24 protein-coding genes are annotated in these 19,479 nt (G+C 65.3%); 19 read left to right on the top strand and 5 right to left on the bottom strand.

The genetic code is table 11. The features are described from left to right. The first annotated feature begins 35 nt into the window (after window positions 1-35). Both folE and AOA14_RS11760 read left to right on the top strand, forming a co-directional pair. The gene (gene folE, locus AOA14_RS11765) at window positions 36-668 is read left to right on the top strand and encodes a GTP cyclohydrolase I FolE (protein ID WP_062901947.1); all 633 of its coding nucleotides are present in this window, start codon (window positions 36-38) and stop codon (window positions 666-668) included. Next, the gene (locus AOA14_RS11760; protein ID WP_238929643.1) at window positions 668-1,660 is read left to right on the top strand and encodes an NAD(P)/FAD-dependent oxidoreductase; all 993 of its coding nucleotides are present in this window, start codon (window positions 668-670) and stop codon (window positions 1,658-1,660) included. The genes folE and AOA14_RS11760 overlap by 1 nt, the downstream gene beginning before the upstream one ends. On the opposite strand, the gene AOA14_RS11755 is transcribed toward AOA14_RS11760, so the two are convergent. After that, window positions 1,635-2,090 (bottom strand): DUF3429 family protein, encoded by a 456-nt coding sequence (locus tag AOA14_RS11755; RefSeq protein WP_238929642.1) that lies wholly within the window; start codon window positions 2,088-2,090, stop codon window positions 1,635-1,637. The genes AOA14_RS11760 and AOA14_RS11755 overlap by 26 nt on opposite strands. Before the next feature lie 123 nt (window positions 2,091-2,213). On the opposite strand from AOA14_RS11755, the gene AOA14_RS11750 reads away from it, so the two are divergent. The 4 genes from AOA14_RS11750 to AOA14_RS11735 all read left to right on the top strand — a co-directional run bounded on the left by AOA14_RS11750 (window position 2,214) and on the right by AOA14_RS11735 (window position 5,608). Continuing rightward, the gene (locus tag AOA14_RS11750) at window positions 2,214-3,704 is read left to right on the top strand and encodes a phytoene desaturase (RefSeq protein ID WP_062901945.1); all 1,491 of its coding nucleotides are present in this window, start codon (window positions 2,214-2,216) and stop codon (window positions 3,702-3,704) included. Window positions 3,705-3,708: 4 nt separating this feature from the next. Beyond that, complete coding sequence (locus tag AOA14_RS11745) at window positions 3,709-4,317, top strand: sigma-70 family RNA polymerase sigma factor (RefSeq protein ID WP_322787181.1); 609 nt, start codon at window positions 3,709-3,711, stop codon at window positions 4,315-4,317. Beyond that, window positions 4,310-4,978, top strand: coding sequence for an anti-sigma factor (locus AOA14_RS11740; protein ID WP_062901944.1), 669 nt, complete (start codon window positions 4,310-4,312; stop codon window positions 4,976-4,978). The genes AOA14_RS11745 and AOA14_RS11740 overlap by 8 nt, the downstream gene beginning before the upstream one ends. 84 nt (window positions 4,979-5,062) lie before the next feature. Continuing rightward, window positions 5,063-5,608 carry a fasciclin domain-containing protein gene (locus AOA14_RS11735; RefSeq protein ID WP_003040873.1) on the top strand — a complete coding sequence of 182 codons (546 nt, stop codon included), beginning with the start codon at window positions 5,063-5,065 and terminating at the stop codon, window positions 5,606-5,608. A gap of 61 nt (window positions 5,609-5,669) precedes the next feature. On the opposite strand, the gene AOA14_RS11730 is transcribed toward AOA14_RS11735, so the two are convergent. The 3 genes from AOA14_RS11730 to AOA14_RS11720 are packed head-to-tail and all read right to left on the bottom strand — an operon-like array spanning window position 5,670 to window position 6,793. Further along, entirely contained in the window at window positions 5,670-6,020 is a 351-nt protein-coding gene (locus AOA14_RS11730) for a hypothetical protein (RefSeq protein WP_062901943.1), read from the bottom strand. Window positions 6,021-6,023: 3 nt separating this feature from the next. Further along, entirely contained in the window at window positions 6,024-6,368 is a 345-nt protein-coding gene (locus tag AOA14_RS11725) for a hypothetical protein (protein ID WP_062901942.1), read from the bottom strand. Then, window positions 6,365-6,793, bottom strand: coding sequence for a hypothetical protein (locus tag AOA14_RS11720; protein ID WP_202988250.1), 429 nt, complete (start codon window positions 6,791-6,793; stop codon window positions 6,365-6,367). Before AOA14_RS11720 ends, AOA14_RS11725 begins: the two co-directional genes overlap by 4 nt. Window positions 6,794-6,861: 68 nt before the next feature. Between AOA14_RS11720 and AOA14_RS11715 the strand changes: the two genes are divergently transcribed. The 11 genes from AOA14_RS11715 to AOA14_RS11670 all read left to right on the top strand — a co-directional run bounded on the left by AOA14_RS11715 (window position 6,862) and on the right by AOA14_RS11670 (window position 17,301). Beyond that, window positions 6,862-7,419 carry a TetR/AcrR family transcriptional regulator gene (locus tag AOA14_RS11715; protein WP_062901940.1) on the top strand — a complete coding sequence of 186 codons (558 nt, stop codon included), beginning with the start codon at window positions 6,862-6,864 and terminating at the stop codon, window positions 7,417-7,419. A 449-nt stretch (window positions 7,420-7,868) separates the two neighbouring features. Next, window positions 7,869-8,360, top strand: a complete 492-nt coding sequence (locus tag AOA14_RS11710; RefSeq protein WP_202988249.1) for a helix-turn-helix domain-containing protein — start codon at window positions 7,869-7,871, stop codon at window positions 8,358-8,360. A 182-nt stretch (window positions 8,361-8,542) separates the two neighbouring features. Beyond that, window positions 8,543-9,040, top strand: coding sequence for a hypothetical protein (locus AOA14_RS19805; RefSeq protein WP_062901938.1), 498 nt, complete (start codon window positions 8,543-8,545; stop codon window positions 9,038-9,040). 116 nt (window positions 9,041-9,156) lie between these two features. Further along, on the top strand, window positions 9,157-9,564 hold the full coding sequence (locus tag AOA14_RS19800) for a JAB domain-containing protein (RefSeq protein ID WP_062901937.1): 408 nt from the start codon (window positions 9,157-9,159) through the stop codon (window positions 9,562-9,564). Beyond that, a complete protein-coding gene (locus AOA14_RS20300) occupies window positions 9,561-9,986 on the top strand; it encodes a winged helix DNA-binding protein (RefSeq protein ID WP_062901936.1) in 426 nt (141 codons plus the stop codon). Before AOA14_RS19800 ends, AOA14_RS20300 begins: the two co-directional genes overlap by 4 nt. A gap of 1,030 nt (window positions 9,987-11,016) precedes the next feature. Beyond that, window positions 11,017-11,508, top strand: coding sequence for a GFA family protein (locus AOA14_RS11690; protein ID WP_062901935.1), 492 nt, complete (start codon window positions 11,017-11,019; stop codon window positions 11,506-11,508). Next, on the top strand, window positions 11,505-12,686 hold the full coding sequence (purT, locus tag AOA14_RS11685; protein WP_062901934.1) for a formate-dependent phosphoribosylglycinamide formyltransferase: 1,182 nt from the start codon (window positions 11,505-11,507) through the stop codon (window positions 12,684-12,686). The genes AOA14_RS11690 and purT overlap by 4 nt, the downstream gene beginning before the upstream one ends. Window positions 12,687-12,743: 57 nt before the next feature. Beyond that, a complete protein-coding gene (locus AOA14_RS19795; RefSeq protein ID WP_202988248.1) occupies window positions 12,744-13,064 on the top strand; it encodes a hypothetical protein in 321 nt (106 codons plus the stop codon). Between the two features lie 110 nt (window positions 13,065-13,174). Further along, window positions 13,175-15,988 (top strand): DNA polymerase I, encoded by a 2,814-nt coding sequence (gene polA / locus AOA14_RS11680; RefSeq protein ID WP_062901933.1) that lies wholly within the window; start codon window positions 13,175-13,177, stop codon window positions 15,986-15,988. Beyond that, on the top strand, window positions 15,985-16,476 hold the full coding sequence (locus AOA14_RS11675) for a hypothetical protein (RefSeq protein ID WP_062901932.1): 492 nt from the start codon (window positions 15,985-15,987) through the stop codon (window positions 16,474-16,476). The genes polA and AOA14_RS11675 overlap by 4 nt, the downstream gene beginning before the upstream one ends. Before the next feature lie 150 nt (window positions 16,477-16,626). Then, on the top strand, window positions 16,627-17,301 hold the full coding sequence (locus tag AOA14_RS11670; protein WP_062901931.1) for a CDP-alcohol phosphatidyltransferase family protein: 675 nt from the start codon (window positions 16,627-16,629) through the stop codon (window positions 17,299-17,301). A gap of 7 nt (window positions 17,302-17,308) precedes the next feature. On the opposite strand, the gene AOA14_RS11665 is transcribed toward AOA14_RS11670, so the two are convergent. After that, window positions 17,309-18,199 carry a prephenate dehydratase gene (locus AOA14_RS11665; RefSeq protein WP_062903135.1) on the bottom strand — a complete coding sequence of 297 codons (891 nt, stop codon included), beginning with the start codon at window positions 18,197-18,199 and terminating at the stop codon, window positions 17,309-17,311. A gap of 176 nt (window positions 18,200-18,375) precedes the next feature. Between AOA14_RS11665 and AOA14_RS11660 the strand changes: the two genes are divergently transcribed. Next, window positions 18,376-19,029 carry a c-type cytochrome gene (locus tag AOA14_RS11660; protein ID WP_062901930.1) on the top strand — a complete coding sequence of 218 codons (654 nt, stop codon included), beginning with the start codon at window positions 18,376-18,378 and terminating at the stop codon, window positions 19,027-19,029. Further along, window positions 19,029-19,472, top strand: coding sequence for a c-type cytochrome (locus AOA14_RS11655; protein ID WP_062901929.1), 444 nt, complete (start codon window positions 19,029-19,031; stop codon window positions 19,470-19,472). Before AOA14_RS11660 ends, AOA14_RS11655 begins: the two co-directional genes overlap by 1 nt. Window positions 19,473-19,479 lie beyond the last annotated feature (7 nt).

Genomic DNA, 19,479 nt, shown 5'->3' with positions numbered 1-19,479 from the left:
CCTCCCCTCCGGGCCGCCACCCGAGGTACCGCACCATGAACTTCGTCGCCCGCCCTCCCTTTCTCGACACGCCGGACGTGCCTCCGGTTTCGGACGATGGCAAACTTCCGGTTCCCGCCGACGTCGCGCGCGCGATCGAAACGCTGATCCGCTGGGTCGGCGACGATCCGGCGCGCGAGGGCCTGCTCGACACGCCCAAGCGGGTCGCGCGGGCGTGGAAGGAATATTGCAGCGGCTATGGCGAGGATCCGGCGGTCCATCTGTCGCGCACCTTCGAAGAGGTCGGCGGCTATGACGAGATCGTCCTGCTGCGCGACATCCCCTTTCAGTCGCACTGCGAGCATCATATGGCGCCGATCACCGGCAAGGCCTCGATCGCCTATCTGCCGCGCGAGCGCGTGGTGGGCATTTCCAAGCTGGCACGCGTGCTCAACGGCTATGCCCGCCGCCTGCAGGTGCAGGAACGGCTGACCGCCGAGGTCGCCAAATGCATCTGGGACAATCTGCACCCGCATGGCGTTGCGGTGGTGATCGACGCGCAGCACGGCTGCATGACCGGCCGCGGCGTGCGCACCCCCGGCGTCGGCATGGTCACCAGCCGCGTCCTCGGCTGCTTCCTCGAAGATCAGCGCAGCCGCAAGGAAGTGCTCAGCCTGATGGGCTATTGATGCGCGTCGCGATCGTCGGGGCAGGAATAGCCGGACTGGCGTGCGCCGCGGCGCTGCGTGCGGCGGGCCACGAACCCGTGCTGTTCGACAAGGCGCGCGGGTCCGGAGGGCGCATGTCGACGCGCCGCATCGACTCGGATCAAGGCACCATCGCGATCGATCATGGCGCGACGCATTTTACCGCACGGTCGGCGGGCTTTTCGGCGCTTGTCAGCCAGTGGGAAGCCGCTGGGCTTGCAGCCCGCTGGCCCGTTGCCGGCCGCGATGCGTGGATCGGGGTGCCGACGATGAACGCGCCGCTCAAAGCCTATGGCGCCGCACATGCCATTCATTGGTCGACCCCTGTCACGGCGCTGACGCGCAGCCCTGCGGGTTGGACGGTACACAGCGAAAGCAGGCGCTTCGCGCCTTTTGATGCCGCCGTCGTCGCCATCCCGGCAGAACAGGCCGCTCCGCTTCTGTCGCTGCACGATTTCACCATGGCCCGCGCGGCAATGGCGATCCGCTCGCACCCCATATGGTCGGCAATTTTCCTTTTCGCGCGGCCGATCGGCGCGGCGGCCGATCTGATACGCGGCGACGGTCCCGTCACGCTCGCGATGCGCAATGGCACGCGCCCTGGGCGCAGCGCTGCCGAATGCTGGGTGGTTCAGGCCAGCTGGGAATGGAGCGAGGCCAATCTGACGCGGCCGGCCGATCAAATCTGCCAAGCGCTGCTGGTTGACCTCGCGCGCGCGCACGACCTCATTCTCCCCCAGCCCATCCACAGCCACGCGCATCGCTGGCTGTTCGGCCAGCCGTCCGGCCGTGATCCGGTCGATCTGTGGAATCCGGCAATCGGCCTCGGTGCCTGCGGCGACTGGCTCGCGCACGGCTTTGTCGAAGCCGCGTGGGAGCGCGGCGATCGGCTGGGATGCCATATCGCTGCGTCCTTCGCCGAGCGCAGCGAGCTGACGTCCGAGGTCGTCAGAGAAGCGCGATCAACAGGCTGAGTACGCCAAGCCCGGTCGACAATTGGACGCGCAAAATGATCCACGCGTCACCACCGGGCGCGGCGCCGACGATGGCGCGATCGATCAGCGGCGAAACCAGCAGCAGAAGTCCGACCAGAATCAGCGACGGCCGCGGCCAAGGGTAGCCGAAAAGCCACGGGGCAAAGCTCGCGAGCCCGATGAGGCTCGGCATCACCGCCGCGAGCGGAGTCCAGCGCGGCGCGTCCGCGAACAGAACGGCGAGTCCCCACCAGACGCCGCCCAGGAAGGAGAAGATAAGCACGGCATAGAGATAGCCGATGGCGAGAGCGGTCCAGCGCCAGGCCTCACCGCCGGCGAGCATGAGCGCGAGGCATGCCGCGGCAGGAAGCAGCCCGGCGAAGCCGAGACGGCGCGTAGCAGGCGACACGGTGATTGCGGTCAGCTTCATGCGCGCCGTCCAGCATGGGCCGCGCGCGGCGGCAAGCTGCCCTTTGAGGCACATACCGCCCAAAGGACAGGTCGCCCGGCGCGCCATCGCGGCCTAAGCTTCGACCATCCAAGGAGATTATCTGTGCGCAGGGCAATCGTGATCGGAGCCGGAATAGGCGGGTTGGCGCTGGCCATTCGCCTCCAGTCGGCCGGCGTTGCCGTCGACCTTGTCGAAGCACGCGACCGTCCGGGCGGCCGCGCCTATGTGTGGGAGCGCGACGGCTTCACCTTCGACGCGGGACCGACGGTCATTACCGACCCCGCCTGCCTTGCGGAGCTTTGGCGGCTCACCGGCGCCGATATGGCGGCCGATGTCACGCTTTTGCCCGTTTCGCCGTTCTACCGCCTGCAATGGCCCGACGGCAGCCATTTCGATTATGGCAATGACGAACCCGCGCTGCGCCGCGAGATTGCCGCCTTCAACCCTGCCGACGTCGCAGGCTACGAGCGCTTTTTGCGCTATTCCGAAGCGGTTCATTCCGAAGGCTATGTGAAACTGGGCGCGGTGCCGTTTCTCGATTTCGCCTCGATGCTCAAGGCGGCGCCCGCGCTCGCCAGACAGCGCGCCTGGCGATCGGTCTATGCGACCGTCGCCTCGCATATAAAGGATGCGCGGCTGCGCGAGGCCTTTTCGTTTCATACGCTGCTTGTCGGCGGCAATCCGATGGCGACAAGCGCCATTTACGCGCTCATCCACAAGCTCGAAAAAGACGGCGGCGTCTGGTTCGCGCAAGGGGGGACCAACGCGCTCGTCGCGGGACTGGTCCGCCAGTTCGAGCGACTGGGCGGCCGCCTTCGTCTCGGCGACAAGGTGGTGCGCATTCACAGCGAAGGCCGCCGGGCCACGGGGGTGACGCTCGCGAGCGGCCATTCGCTGCGCGCCGACGCCATCGCCTCGAACGCCGACGTCATGCACAGCTATCGCGACCTGCTCGCTGGCGGGCGGGGGCGAAAGATGGCGCGACGGCTCGGCCGCAAGAAATGGTCGCCGAGCCTGTTCGTTCTGCATTTCGGGGTCGAGGGCCATTATCCCGGCGTTCCCCATCACATGATCCTGTTCGCCGAGCGCTACCGCGAACTGCTGGACGATATCTATCGCCGCGGCGTGCTTAGCGACGATTTCGCAATCTACCTCCATCACCCAAGCGCGACGGACCCCTCGCTCGCGCCGCCGGGGCGCAGCACATTTTATGCGCTCGTCCCGGCCCCCCATCTCGGCCACGCCGCGATCGACTGGAACCGCGAAGGCGAGAAGCTCGCGCGCAAGATCATCGCCAAGCTCGAAGAACGGCTGCTGCCCGATCTCTCCCGACGGATCGTCACCCGCTTCCACTATACGCCGCGCGATTTTTCGGCCGATCTGGCCGCGCATCACGGCAGCGCCTTCAGCTTGCTGCCCTCGCTCACGCAAAGCGCCTGGTTCCGGACGCACAATCGCGACGACGCGATCGACAATCTCTATTTTGTCGGCGCGGGCACCCACCCCGGCGCGGGGATTCCCGGCGTCGTCGCGAGCGCCAAGGCCACCGCCGGGCTGATGCTCGATGCCGCCGCACTCGTGGTCGCGGATTGACGCCGTGGCAACCGCGATCCCCATGATGCAGGCCGACCGCGAGACGCTCGTCAATATTGCGCGCGCGCGGCTGGTGCGCGCGATCGAGGCGGTCGGCCGCGGCGACGAGGAGGCGATGCGCACGCTCTACCGTCTGACCTCGGCGAAGCTGTTCGGTATCTGCCTCAGAATCTGCGGCGAAAGGGCGCAGGCGGAAGATGTGCTGCAGAGCGCCTATCTCAAGATCTGGGAAAATGCGGCGCGCTTCGACCGGCGGCGCGCAAGCCCGATCAGCTGGCTCGCCGCGATAGCGCGCAATGCCGCGATCGACTGGCGCCGCTCGGCCGAAGCACGCGGCCTGCTGCGCCAGCAACCGATCGACGACGCGCTGAGCCTGCGCGCCGACGAAGGCGCGGGTCCGGACGCGCTGCTTGACCAGCGCGACAGCCGCGCGACCATCGACCGCTGCCTCGCGGCGCTCGATGCGCGCGCCGCGGGCTTTTTGCGGACCGCCTTTTTCGAGGGGCTTTCCTACCGCGAACTTGCGGCGCGCGAAGCGCTGCCGCTCGGCACGATCAAGAGCATCATCCGGCGCTCGCTCGTTCGCTTGCGCGCCTGCCTCGGCGATGTCTGACGGTCGTTCCGCCACCGCCGACGTGCTCGCCGCGGAACTGGTGCTCGGCCTGTTATCGCGGGATGAGCAGGCAATCGCCGCCGCCCGCCTTGCAAGCGACGCGCGCTTTGCCGCCGAGGTCGCGGCCTGGGAAGAGCATTTCGGCGCGCTTGCCTGGCAGGTCGAAGACCAATTGCCACCGCGCGAGGTCTGGACCCGCATCGCCGTCGCGATTGATGCGCGGAAGGCGTCGCAGAGCCGCTGGCCGCGCGCCTCGATGGCGATGGCGGGGGCAGCGGCCCTTCTGATGCTGACCGTTCTGGTCTGGCCTTCCCCCGAGGCGCGCCGTGTACCGAACCTTGCGGTCGCGACGTTGGTCGGTCCCGACCTAGTGGTCGGAGCGCGCTATGCGGCCAAGTCGGGCCGGATGCACGTCGAGATAGCGGGAGCACTGCCGGGGCCGGGGCGCCCGGAACTTTGGATCCTGCGGCCCGGCATGGCGCCGGTGTCGCTCGGCCAGCTTGCACCGCAAGGGCGTTCGGAAATGATCATGCCGCGCGCGCTCAGGCCGCTGGTTCAGAGCGGCAGCGAGTTCGCGATCACGATCGAGGCACCTTCGACGACGCCGCACCTCCGGCCCAGCGGACCGCCACTCGCGCGCGGCGCGATAATTTTTATCTAGCGGGTGCATCCGCCCGCCGAGCCATTCCGTAGCTTCACTGCCCCTCCCCCATCCGGGGCGAAAAATTCAGGAAAGGAATGTTCGATGAAGATTTCGCACATCACTCTTGCCCTTGCCGCTGCCGCGCTCGCGACCACCGGCGCCCACGCCAAAAATCCCATGGTCGGCGGCGCCGCGATGTACGAGACGAAGAATATTGTCGAAAATGCTGCAGCCTCAGCCGATCACAAGACGCTGGTCGCGGCGGTGAAGGCCGCCGGTCTCGTCGACACGCTCGCCTCGCCAGGGCCTTTCACGGTCTTCGCGCCAACCGATGCGGCGTTTGCAAAGCTGCCCGCCGGTACGGTCGACACGCTGCTTCTCCCGGAAAACAAGGCTAAGCTTACCGGTATCCTGACTTATCACGTCGTACCCGGACGCCTGACTGCGGCCGACATTGCGGCAAAGGCGGCGGCCAACGGCGGCAAGGCCGTTCTGACGACCGTCGAGGGCGAAGCCCTTACCGTCTGGCAGAAGGACGGAAGCTGGTATGTCAGCGACGCCAAGGGCGGCAAGGCAAAGATCGGTCCCGCCGACGTTCTGCAGTCGAATGGCGTCATTCACGTCATCGACGCGGTCCTGATGCCGTAAAGCGATGCGCCCCCCGCTGCACGCTGCGCGGCGGGGGGGCTCTTTACAGCGAAGCGGATGTTCAGAGACGCAAGCCAGACCAAAGCCCGGCAAGCGTCACGCAATGAACCGCCGCGATAGCGAGATTGCTCAGGATGACAGGATTGCGCCAGTCTCGCACGATGAAGGGCGCCATCAGCTTGTAAAGTATCTGCACCGCGAGCAGTGGCGCGGCGAGCAACGGCTGGCCGAGCAACAGCAGCAGCACCGACAGGATCAGGATCGCGGCATAGATGCTGAGCAATATGCCCCGCGCCGGACTCGGCGGCCCCCATGCCTCGTCGGCCCAGCGGGCGCCGCGCGCAAGACCCAGGCAAACCGGTATGAGGACCGCGACGTTGAGCAGGAGCGAGACGTAAAGCATCGGCGTCATGGTTCAGCCTTGTGCGCGCACCGGACCGAGCAGCATCGCCCGCGCATCGCAGCGGCATCGGTAGCTCAGCCACAAGAGATAGAGTGACAGGAACAGCATCCCGCCAAAAACCGCGACGAGGCCCAGCAGAAGCGATACCGCGCTGAAATGCCCCCGCCACGCGGTCCAGATGCCCGAGAGCAGCAGGAAGCAGAAGAAGTCGAGATTGAACTGGCCGGGCCAACGCATTGCCGCCATGTCGCCGAAAAAGACCGGCAGCAGATTCCAGCCGTGATGCGCGATGGTGACGCCGGTATAGGCGATGATGACGACCAAACAGGTCGCCAGAAACAGCCGAAACAAGGTCATGCCAAATCCCCTCCCAATTCGCCCTGCGGCGATGCTTCCAGATAAAGACAGCGCGCGAGCATCGCACAAAGGCCGATGCTGCCGGTCGCAAGGACGAAGAGGGTCCAAGGGACCACCCGCATCCCGACCGATCGCGCGCGCGGCAGGAGCAGCGACCAGGCGGTGCCGACCGCGAGCAGCAGATCGAACCAGATCTGATTGCCCCAAACGCCGGCCTGATGAAGCGGCCAAAAGCCGGCCCAACCGCCGGTAAGCACGGCATAACCGCTCCAGATCGCGAAGAGCGATGACGTTGCCGCCGCCAATAGCCAGCTACCGCGCGCTCTGGCCGGGCCCGCGATTTTGATGAAGATGAAAGCGATAAAGACCAGCGCCGCGCCAATGGGCGCAACCTCGAACAGCTGATGGTCAGGTCCGTACATCATGAGATACGAATCCATGTAGCAGTTGCTACATTCATATCGATCGCTAGCAGCGGGCGCAAGAGGTGAAGATGGTCAGCCGCGAAGAACAGCGTGCACGGGTCGAGGCCGCTCTGGCAGCGCATTTGCTCGACCATGGGCTCGCGCAGACGAGTTTGCGCGAGCTCGCGCGCGCGGCGGCGGTCAGCGACCGGATGCTGCTTTATTATTTCACCGACAAGGCCGAGGTGCTGGGCTGCGCCGCGCAGCGGATCGCCGCGGACCTTGCCGGGCATATTGGCGAAGCGGTCGGCGAAGGCGAGAGGCTCGCGCCGCTTGCCCTCCTCGAACGGGCCGGGGCACTCGTCACGCGCGCCGAAATCCGGCCCTATATGCGACTATGGGTTCAGATGATTGCAGCGGCGGGCCGCGGCGAAGCCCCTTTCCCCGCCATCGCTGAAGCGATGCTGGCCGGCTTCCTGGCATGGGTCGAGGCGCATCTTGCGATTGACGAGGCCGCCGATCGGCAGGCCGTCGCCGCGATGATCGTCGCGGCGGTTGACGGTCTCGCGATCATCGACATCGGCCGCGGGCCCGATCTGGCGGCGCGCGCCGCGCGCGCTATCTCCCATCTCGGTCGTCCTCGCTGATCGCGGTACGTGAAAGGCCGCCCCTTGCGGGACGGCCTTTCCATTGTCAGCCAACAGGGGCTTTGCTCAGATAAGCGGCCGCTCCATGGCGGAGGCCAAGCTCATCAGCGTTGCCGCATGCGGCATATGACAATGAGACATCAGACCACCTCCTTTCCGTTGTTGAACGATAAGGGGAATGTGGGTCGTCGGCGGCTATCCGTCAAGCGCTCAACAAAAAAGCGTGACCCGAAGGCAGCCAGCGCCTTCAGGCAACGCGTTTCATATCCTGAAAGGTGCAGCGGTTCATAATCGGCATCCCGGCTCTTCGACGCCCCGATTCAACCAAAAAACTCCCGATCATTGATTGCGATCAGCGCAGATGGTTATGCTAGGTTCAACACCGATGAGGGAAGCGCGTGGGCGACAGCGAAGACGATTTTACATTTGCGACCGAAAAGCAGCGGGCCGTGCTCGAACTGCTCGCCAATAATCGTACCAGCAAGGAGATCGCGGGTGCGCTCGCGGTCAGCGAGCCCGCGATCAACCGGCGCATCGAAGTGCTGCGTCTGCGCCTCGGCGGCATTACGCGACACGAGCTTGTGCGGCGCTATCGCGACTGGCGCAATCGCATGGCGCCGGATGCGGAGGCCTCCGTACCATGTGTAGAAAATGATGACGGATTTATACAGCTAGGCGCACGCGCTGCATTCGGGAAGACCGGGGACGGGAGCGATGCGGGCGAGACGGCCGCCAGGCTTCGGGACAGCATCGCCGTTCGGTTGGATGCGCCCTGGGCCGAGGAGATGCCGCAGCCGCGCGTCGTCCCGGGGATGCTCGATGGCAGCAACGCCATGCTATCCCGCGGTGCGGCGATCGCGATCATTCTGCTCGCGATCCTTGCCAGTCTGGCGGTCGGCCTTGGCGTCGCCAGAGCGCTTGCGGATATCGTGAACGGCTGACCGATCCCCTGTCCATTGGAATGCATCGGCCGCGGGCGCCGCTGCGAGGGGAAAGACAATGAAGGCAACACTCAGTTTATGGAGCGGTCTCGTCACCAGATTCGCGGCGCCGACGAGACTTCGGCGCGCCTTACAATCGCCCAGGCGTTGACCCGTCCGCTGCGCCGCGCCACGCTGTGCCGATGGACCGGCTTCAAATAGCAAATCTGGTGATGATGCTTCTCTTCGGTGCAGCAGCACTGCGCTGGGGAGCGGCACCCGAACAGATCTGCGTGGCAATTCTTGGCTTCGTGACCCTCGCCGACCCCGTCTATCACCTTTTGGCGGGCCATGGCGCGATCTACGGATCGGTCGACATCGGTCACCTGACATTCGACCTCATGATGGCGGCGGGCTTCATTGCCGTCGCGCTCTGGGCGAACAGGATATATCCATTATGGCTAGCCGCCTTCCAGCTCGTCTCGGTGATCGGGCATTTCTCGCGCGAACTGACCACCAGCTTCCCAAAGCTCGCTTACGGGTTGATGGTCTATGCTCCCTTTTATATCATCTTGCCGATCCTGGGGTTCGGGATCTGGCGCCACGCGCGTCGACAGCGACGCCACGGGCCGTATCCGTCCTGGCGGAGCTCCTCGCCCCCTTCGCCGCCGAGCGCGCTACCACGGCCGCCCGCCAACTGATCACGCATTTCGGGGGCCTTGGCCGCGCCCTCGCTGCTTCGCCGCGACAGCTGTCAGGCGCTCTTGACGGCGACGAGCACCTGGCCGGCTCAATCGCCGCGGCGCGGGCCCTTGTCATGGCCGGGCTGCGCGAGCAAAGCGCGCGCAGCCCGGTACATGCCGGCGATTCACGGCTGCACGATTATTTGCTGATCCAACTGAACGACGCTCCGACCGAGCGACTTCATGCGATATTTGTCGACAGCGTTTCCGACTATATAGCTGACGAACAGATCGCCGACGGGACGATCACCCACGTCTCCGCGTCGCTGCGTGCGCTTCTCGCGCATGCCTTCGAGGCGGAGGCGCACGGGGTGATCCTCGCGCATAATCATCCGTCGGGATCGAGCGAGCCGAGCGCTGCCGACGAGGCGTTCACCGCCAAGATCGGCGGACTGCTTGCCGCGGTCGATATTCGCTTGCACGATCATCTGATCGTCGGCGGGGGCCGCGTCGTGAGCATGCGCGCCAGGGGGCTGCTATGAGCTGGCAGCGCGAGACACCGACATTGCGCCTCGTCGAGTGCGACATCGACGCCCCTCTGATCGCCTTTGCCCAAGCGCAATATGCCTTCAGGCGGCGACGCGAGCAGATATTCGGTCTCGACATTTTTGCCGAGCCGGCGTGGGACATGCTGCTCGATCTCTATATCCAGCGCGGCGAACGGCGCGCGGTCAGCGTGCACAGCCTGTGCATTGCGGCCGCCGTACCCGCGACGACGGCGCTGCGATGGATCGGCAAGCTTACCGAACTGGGGTTGATCGAACGCCGACGCGCCGCGAGCGATGCCCGCGTCGTTCTCCTCTCGCTGACCGAGGCGGGGCTCGAGACAATCGAGCGTTGCCTGCGCAGCGCCGTTGCCGGCGGACTGGCCGCGGGGGCGACCAAGCAAGGGCGCCAAGGCTGACAGCAGCGCGCAAGACGCCAGGCCGGACTCCCCATATAATATCGGTAGGGTAGGAGCTGCGCCACATGACCGCGTCCCGGCACGTTGTCGCCATGCACCTGGATCGGCGGGCAGGCAGCACGCGATTATGATCAATTTTGCCTCGCCACCGGGTGGATTGGCAGAGCACGCGGATCGTCGCAGCGAACCGCGCGCCAACCCCTTGGCACGTAGGAAAATTGCGTGGCAAATATCGAGGCGAACGAATGTTCCCTGATCTTAGGCCCCGTCAAGGCCGCGCTGCCGCTGCTTTTGGCGAAGCTCCCGGTCTTCGTCCGGATAGCCACAAGCTGCTCAAATGGTTTTGACATGCCCTCCGCCCAGCACGATGCGATAGCCCTCCTCGGCAATGCGGTGGATCACCGAGCCAGATACAGCCATTGCCGCCGGTCACCAGCGCGACCTTCCCTGTGAGGTCGAACAGCCCCAAAAGTCGTCCTCATCTCCTTGCGATTCAGGCCTGCGACAACGTACGCCGCGCCTTCCGCACATCCATAGAGGGCGCCGCTGGAGCTTTAAGATACTACCGGCTCGTTCGTTCATATGGCCGACCGAAGGGACCTTTTGAATCCGCCGCATGTGCAAAGTCCACCTTCGGACGCTCACCAATCTATGTCGGAACGGCCGACATGAGGCACGAAGCGGACGTTGCATGCCAGAATAGTTGGGGGAAGGCAGATCGACTGACGGTATGTGCGGTATCGCTGCCCAAGTCCGGCAGTGAAGCAACAATTGAACTGGTCGATGTAAGAGAATAACTCCGGCATCAGCGATTCGATTGGAAGGGCGGAGACCGGAAAAAAAGCCGGATTCATCATCTAGCTCTACCGATTGCCTTTGAAAGCGAGACTTTAAAATCGGCAAATTTTCGCTCATTTTCAAAAGCATAAGAATCTGACGAGGCGCCTGTCGGTCAACTCTGACCAATTTTTTTTCAAATATTTATCGGCGCCTCACGGAGCGATAAATATTTGCATGGGAGTGACGCATCATGGGCAGCCACGAACGACTTGAGGTCGATGCCTCCGGCGGCTGCCAGTGCGGCGCGGTGCGCTATCGCGTCAGCGCGGTGCTCGATACGTCGCATATCTGCCATTGCCGCATGTGCCAGAAGGCCGCCGGCAATTTCTTTATCGCGCTGATCGGTGTTCCGCGCGATGCCATCGTCTGGACGCGCGGGACGCCCGCGACCTTCAACAGTTCGGACAAGGCGGCGCGCGGCTTCTGCGCCGATTGCGGCACGCCGCTGCTCTACGATTATTTCGAGAGCAAGCATATCAATCTGACGACGGGATCGTTCGACGACCCCAGCCGTTTCGCGCCGCGTTTCCAGTTCGGGCTGGAGGCCCGCCTGCCCGTCTTCGCCGATCTGCCGATCCAGGCCGAAGGCACGACCGAGGAAACCATGGCCGATCTTGTCGCGGCGATCGCGGCGACCAATCATCAACATCCCGACCACGATACCGAAAGATGGCCTGAATGACCCCCACTGCAAAGATTCTCCTGCTCGGTTCCGGCGAGCTTGGCCGCGAGTTCGTCATTTCGGCAAAACGGCTCGGCTGCCATGTGATCGCCTGCGACAGTTACGCCGGCGCGCCCGCGATGCAGGTCGCGGACGAGGCCGAGGTTTTCTCGATGCTCGATGGCGACGCGCTGCGTGCCGCGATCGAAAAGCACCGCCCCGACCATGTCGTGCCCGAGATCGAAGCGATCCGGACCGAAGTGCTGGCCGAACTCGAGGCCGAAGGGTTTCACATCGTCCCCTCGGCACGCGCGGCCCAGCTCACGATGAACCGCGATGCGATCCGCGACCTTGCCGCAAGCGAGCTGGGCCTGACGACCTCGACCTTCGAATATGCCACCAGCCGCGAAGAACTCGCCGCCGCCGCGGCGCGGATCGGCTTTCCGCTCGTCGTGAAGCCGGTGATGTCCTCTTCGGGCAAGGGGCAGAGCACGGTGAAGGACGCCGCCGGGATCGACGCGGCATGGGACTATGCGGCCGCCGGGATGCGCGGCGACCGGCTGCGCGTGATCGCCGAGGCCTTCATCGATTTCGATTATGAGATCACGCTGCTGACGGTGCGCCACAAGGACGGCGTCGCCTTCTGCCCGCCGATCGGACATCGGCAGGAACGCGGCGACTATCGCGAAAGCTGGCAACCCGCGGCCATGTCGGCGGCGGCGCTGCAAGCCGCGCAGGCGATGGCGACGAAGGTCGTCGATGCGCTCGGCGGCCATGGCATTTTCGGGGTCGAATTTTTCGTGAAGGGCGACGATGTCATCTTCTCCGAACTTTCCCCGCGCCCGCACGACACCGGCATGGTGACGCTGATTTCGCAGCAATATTCGGAATTCGACCTTCATGCCCGCGCGATATTGGGATTGCCGATTCCGCCCGTCGACGTGCCGCAAGCCAGCGCCAGCGCCGTGCTGCTCGCCGACCGCGACGCAAGTGATTTCGCGATCACCGGCCTCGCCGAAGCCCTGACGCCGCCGAACGCCGAAACCTCCGTTGACGCGCGCCTCTTCGGCAAACCCGTCACGCGGCCCTATCGCCGCATGGGGGTGGCACTGGCAAAGGTGGCGGGCGGCACCACTGACGACGCGCGGGCAGCCGCTGTCGCGGCGGCGGACAGGCTGGCGATCCGATATCCGGGGTGAGTGGGGCGCGGGTTGTGACCGGTTGCGGACGTGCGTGGTCCCGGTTAATTCAAAGCCATGTTCAAGATTGTGACATCATTGTTCGAGTTCGAGGGCTATGTAAGTAATCCTCGGAGTGGCCGACCAGAAGAGTCGATTTCGTGGCATCGAGAGCGCTTCATGATTTGGGCCGCATGGGCAACGGCGCTTGTCGGTATTGTCGGCGAAGCCTATTCTTACTCGAAACTGGACCGATTTGACGGCACCTTCGGCAGCGTAGGGCTGACTTTCGCCGCAATCGCATTCCTAAGGAGCCGCACATTGGCGCGAAGGAAGCGCGAACTATCGGCCGCGATTAAAAGTTATGAGGGATCATTTCGTCGGCACGCTTCTTTTTAAAGGCAGCCGGCTTTCAGTTTTGTCCGCTTCCTACCCCAAAGCAGACCTTTCCCAACCCGGCACCCCGACATAGCTAGGCCGCCTTCCTTCCCCCTGCTACACCCCGCGCCATGTCACAGAAGAATCATCTCTATCTGGTCGATGGCTCCAGCTACATCTTCCGCGCCTATCATCGCCTGCCGCCGCTGACGAACCCGAACGGGGTGCCGGTCGGTGCGGTCTACGGCTACACCACGATGCTCTGGAAGCTCGCGAAGGATCTGCACGACGCGGACGGACCGACGCACCTTGCGGTCATCCTCGATCATTCGAGCCAGTCGTTCCGTAACGAGATTTACGATCAGTATAAGGCGAACCGTCCCGAGCCGCCCGAAGATCTGCGCCCGCAATTCCCGCTGATCCGCGACGCGACGCGCGCCTTTTCGCTGCCATGCATCGAGATGGAGGGGTATGAGGCGGACGATCTGATCGCCTCCTATGCCGAGGCCGCGGTGCGCGAAGGGTGGGACGTGACCATCGTCAGCAGCGACAAGGATCTGATGCAGTTGATCCGCGAACCCGCCGACGGACCGCATGTCGACATGCTCGACACGATGAAGAATGTCCGGCTGGGGATCGACGCGGTGCACGAGAAGTTCGGCGTCTCCCCCGACCTCGTCGGCGACGTGCTCGCGCTGATGGGCGACAGCGTCGACAATGTGCCCGGCGTGCGCGGGGTCGGACCCAAGACCGCGACCAAGCTGATCCAGGAATATGGCAATCTGACCGCGGCGCTCGACGGGGCCGAGACGATGAAAGCGTCGAAGCTGCGCGAAAATCTGATCGAGCATCGGGCGATGGCCGAACTGTCGCGCGTACTGGTCGATCTGAAACGCGATTGCCCGCTGCCCGACACGCTCGACAGTCTGAAGCTCGACGCGATCCCGCCGGCGCCGCTCAAACTGTTTCTGGACGAACATGGCTTTCGCTCGCTTTCCGCCAAGCTCGACAATGGCGTTGCCCCCGGTGGGCCGCCCACGCTGCCGCGCGCCGGCGCTGCGCCCGCCGCGGCGGCGCCCACCGGCCCGACGACGCCGGTGCTGCCCGCCATGCCGGCGATCGACCGCGCGGCCTATGAATGCGTGACCGACCTCGACGCGCTCGACCGCTGGATCGCGGCGGCGAAGGCGGCGCATGTCGTTGCGATCGATACCGAAACGGCGAGCCTCGACAGCGTCACCGGCGAGCTGGTCGGCGTCAGCATGGCGATCGCGCCGGGGCAGGCCTGCTACATCCCGCTCGGCCATGGCGGCACCGACATGTTCGCCGAAAAGCCCCACCAGATTGCGATGGCCGACGCCATCGCCCGCCTAGGCGCGCTGTTCGCCGACGACGCGGTGCTGAAGGTCGGCCATAATCTGAAATATGACATCGGCGTGCTGGCGCAGCATGGCGTCCGCGTCGCGCCCTGTGACGACACGCTGCTGATGAGCTTCGCGCTCGATGCGGGCCAACATGGTCACGGCCTCGACGAGCTGGCAAAGCTGCATCTCGACCATGTCTGCCTGTCGTTCAAGGAGGTGTGCGGCACCGGCAAATCGCAGATCAGCTTCGCCGAAGTCCCGCTCGCCCGCGCGACCGAATATGCCGCGGAGGATGCCGACGTCGCGCTGCGACTGTGGCGGCTGCTCAAGCTGCGCCTGCCGCTCGAAGGCGGCACCCGCGTCTACGAGATGGTCGACCGGCCGCTTGCCGGCGTCGTCGAGACGATGGAGCGCGCGGGCATCATGGTCGACCGCGATTATCTGGCGCGCCTGTCGGGCGAATTCGCGCAGGAAATGGCGCGGATGGAAACCGCGATCCATGCCGAGGCAGGACAGCCCTTCACCATCGGCAGTCCCAAGCAGCTAGGTGAGATATTGTTCGACAAGCTCGGCCTCAAGGGCGGGCGCAAGGGCAAGTCGGGCGACTGGTCGACCGACCAGAATGAACTCGAACGGCTCGAACGCGACGGCGTGCCGATCGCGCGCATGATCCTCGAATGGCGGCAACTTGCCAAGCTCAAATCGACCTATACCGACGCGCTGCAACAACAGATCAATGCGAAGACCGGGCGCGTCCATACCAGCTACAGCCTCGTCGGCGCGCAGACCGGGCGGCTGTCGTCGACCGATCCCAATTTGCAGAATATCCCGATCCGCAGCGAGATCGGCCGCCAGATCCGCGATGCCTTCATCGCCGCGCCGGGCCATGTGCTGATCGCCGCCGACTATAGCCAGATCGAGCTGCGGCTCGCCGCGCATATGGCCGATGTCCCCGAACTCAAGGAGGCGTTCGCGCAGGGGCAGGACATTCACGCCGCGACCGCGATCGAATTGTTCGGCGAGGTCAATCGCGACACCCGCGCCAAGGCGAAGACGGTCAACTTCTCGATCCTCTACGGCATTTCGCGCTGGGGGCTTGCGGGCCGGCTCGAAATCACGCCCGACGAGGCACAGGCGCTGATCAGCCGCTATTTCGAGCGTTTCCCCGGCATCTCCGATTATATTCAGGGCACGCTCGAGCGCGCGCGCGAGCGCGGCTATACCGAGACCTTGTTCGGCCGGAAAACCTGGTTTCCGCGCATCAAGGCGGCGAACCAGAACGAACGCCAGGGCAGCGAACGCGCGGCGATCAACGCGCCGATCCAGGGCACCAGCGCCGACCTCATCAAGCGCGCGATGACGCGCATGCCCGTAGCGCTCGCCGAGGCGGGGCTGGATGAGGTGAAGATGCTGCTCCAGGTCCATGACGAACTCGTCTTCGAGGCACCCGAGGACAAGGCCGAAGCCGCCGGCGCCGTGATCCGCCGCGTGATGGCCGCCGCCGCCGAGCCGGTCCTGACGCTGTCGGTGCCGCTGGAGGTGGAGGTCGGAACCGGCAAGAGCTGGGGCGACGCGCATTGATCGCTGCGCTCCTGTTTTTCGCGGTGCAGGCAGCCGGTCCTGCAGCCACAGCCCCGGGCGTCGAGACGGCGGCCCCGTCCCCCGTCGCCGATCAGGATCTGCGCGAATTTGCGGCGATCGACGGGCGCAAGGTGGCAGGGCGGCCGACTGGCGGGCCCTATGCCAATCCCGACAAGATCCTGCTCCTTACACGCGACGGCAAAGGCTATCCCGCGGTCATGGCGAGCCTTGCCTTTCCGGCGCGGCAGTCGCTGCCCGCGCCGCCGGCGGGGACGCTGGCGGTGGTGCGGCTGCACCAACGGATGGAAACGATCATTCCCGGACCGACTGCGGACGATCTGGCCTTCGTCGCCGCGAACCGGCTGCCGCTGTTCGTGATCGGCGAATGGGCGCGCCCGGCACCGTTGTGGGAAGTGGCATGGGTCGATGGCGCGGTGCGCTTTCGCACCGTCGGCGACGTCGGCGAAATCGGCCCCTGGCAGGATTGAGACCGCACTGACCGCGCGATACGGGCGCCGAAACGCGCTTCGCCTGCGCCCGGCCGCGCGGGTTAAGGCTTGCGCGCCGCCGCGCGGAGCCTATGACAATTTGATGACAGGGCGCAGACATGTGATGGGGCCGGAAAAGGCGGACATCCAATGAGCAATGCGGACAAGCGCGCGCCGGTGGCAACGCGTATCCAGCAGAATATCCTCGCGCGTGGCGAGCGCCGCCTGCTCAACTGGCTATGCGCGCGTTTGCCCGCCTGGGTAACGCCCGACCAGCTCACGGCGCTCGGCTTTGCGGGCGCCCTGATGGTCGCGAGCGGCTATCTGTTGAGCTGGCTCGGCAGCGGCTGGCTGGCGCTGTCGCTCGCCGGCTATGTCGTCAACTGGTTCGGCGACTCGCTCGACGGCAGCCTTGCTCGGTGGCGCAAGATCGAGCGGCCGACCTATGGCTATTTCGTCGACCATAGCGTCGATGCGATCGCGACCTTCCTGATGGTCGCGAGCATGGGGATGAGCCCTTTCCTGCGCTTCGATGTCGCGCTGCTGGGGGTTGTTGGTTATTTTCTGCTGTCGATCCACACTTTCCTTGCGGCGAAGGTCGTCGGCGAATTTCGCCTTTCCTACCTTGCGGGCGGGCCGACCGAATTGCGGCTGATGCTGATGGCGTTGACGCTCGCGATGCCTGCGCTCGGCGACGAGCGCGTTCTCGGCAGCCATTTCTCGCCGCTCGACCTGTTCGGGCTTGGCGTGGCGAGCATTCTGGTGACGCTGTTCGTGATCCAGAGCCTGACGCTGGCGCGCGCGCTGGCCCGCCGCGAACCCTGAGGGCGGGTCAACCGCGGACGCGCGCCTGCGGGTAGGTGCCGAGCAGACGCAGCGTCTTGGTCTGGAAATCCAGTTCCTCCAGCGCGCGGTCGATATTTTCCTCGCCCGGCGCGCCGACGATATCGGCATAGAATTTCGTCGCGGCAAAGCTGCCGCCGTCCTGATAGCTTTCGAGCTTCGTCATGTTGACGCCATTGGTCGCAAAGCCGCCCAGCGCCTTGTAGAGCGCGGCCGGAATATTCTTTACCTCGAAGATGAAGGTCGTCATCCGCGGCACATCGGCAGGCAGGTCAACAAGCGGTTCGCGCGCCAGCACGACAAAACGCGTCATATTGTGATCGGCATCCTCGATGCCCGATTCGTGCAGCGTCAGCCCGTAAAGATCGGCGGCATGCGGCGGCGCGACGGCAGCGAGCCCGACCTCGTCGCTGTCGGCAACCCAGGCCGCAGCGCCCGCGGTGTCGCTATGCGCGATCGGCGAGATATGGTGCGCGCGCAGCCAGTGGCGGCACTGTCCCAGCGCCTGTTCGTGACTCATCGCGCGCGTGACGGGGCCAAGATTGCGACTCATCAATCCGTGGCGGATGCGCAGAAAATGTTCGCCGACGATCGACAGGCCGGATTCGGGCAACAGGAAATGAATGTCGGCGACGCGGCCGTGCAGGCTGTTTTCGATCGGAATGATCGCGCGGTCGACGCGCCCGTCGCGGACCGCCTCGATCGCATCCTCGAAGCTGTAGCAGGGCAGCGGCAGCGCCTGCGGGTCGAACTCGCGCGCCGCAAGGTCGCTGTTCGCGCCGGGCGCGCCCTGAAAGGCCAGCCCCCGCGCGGGATCGGCGAGCGCCGCCGCCGTCATCGTGTCGACCAGTCTTTGTGCCGAAGCCGAATAGCTGCCCATGAACGCCTTCCAGAAAACCGCGCCGCGGCGCATAGCGGCCCTGCGATGGCGAGGCAACCGACCGCGCGCATGCCGCCGGGACATTTCATCCCCTTGCGCCCCCGCCCATGCCCAAGTAAGGGAGCGTCCAAATCAATCGATGCGCCCGGGATGGGCGCCAGCGAACGGGGCCTGACATGGACGACCGCAACAATACTATCGCCGGCTGGGCTCTCTTCGCCGGTATCTGCGCGCTGGGCCTGACGATCGGCACCGGCATGCTGGGTGCGAGCCATGCCCCTGAAAAGCCCGGATTTCCTATCGAAGACGCCGAAGCCGGTGGCGGCGGCGGCGCGGCGGCGGTGCCGCTGCCCAACCTGCTCGCAGCCGCCGATCCGGCGAAGGGCGAAGCGGTGTTCGCGAAATGCGCCGCCTGCCACACGATCAATCAGGGCGGCGCCAACGGTATCGGCCCCAATCTTTACGGCACGATGGGCGAAGCCATCGGCCAGGGCAAGGGAGGCTTCGCCTTCTCCGACGCGCTCAAGAGCGTCGGCGGCAACTGGGACTTCGAAAAGATGGACCATTGGCTGACCAGCCCGCGCAAGTTCGCGCCAGGCACGAAAATGTCGTTCGCCGGCCTGTCGAGCCCCGAGGACCGCGCCAACCTGATCGTCTATCTGAACGCGCAAGGTTCGAACCTGCCGCTGCCCGCGCCCGAAGCGGCACCGGCTGCCGATGCCGCCGCTCCGGCGGAGGGCAAGGATGGCGCGGCACCGGCCGCCGAAGGCGACAAGGCCGCCGCCCCGGCCGAAGGCGCGGCTGCCGCGCCCACCGAAGCCAAGAAATAATGCGCCGCGCGCCCGTCCTTCTGGCGGGCGTTTTGGCGCTTGCCGGTTGCGGCAAGGCCGCACCGCCGGCGGACACGGCGGCGAGCGATGCACCGGTGGCCGAAACCGCGGCTCCGGCAACGCCTGCCGTCGCGCCGACGGCGGCGATGGGCGAACAGATTTTCAAGCGCTGTGCCGCCTGCCACACGATCGACAAGGATGGCCCGAACGGCATCGGCCCGAACCTGCACGGCATCGTCGGCCGCCCGGTCGCGTCGCATCCGGGCTTTGCCTATTCGGGCGCGATGAAGGCAAAGGGCGGCGTCTGGGACGCCGCCGCACTCGATATCTATCTTGCCGATCCGATGAAGACCGTCCCCGGCACGCGCATGGCCTTTGCCGGGGTCATCGACGCTGCCGATCGCCAGGCGCTGATCCTCTACCTCGAAGACCAGTCGAAATAGCCCGGTC

Origin of the sequence: Sphingopyxis terrae subsp. terrae NBRC 15098 (assembly GCF_001610975.1) — a bacterium.
Lineage (GTDB): Bacteria > Pseudomonadota > Alphaproteobacteria > Sphingomonadales > Sphingomonadaceae > Sphingopyxis > Sphingopyxis terrae_A.
This window is presented reverse-complemented; position numbering and strand designations above follow the sequence as displayed.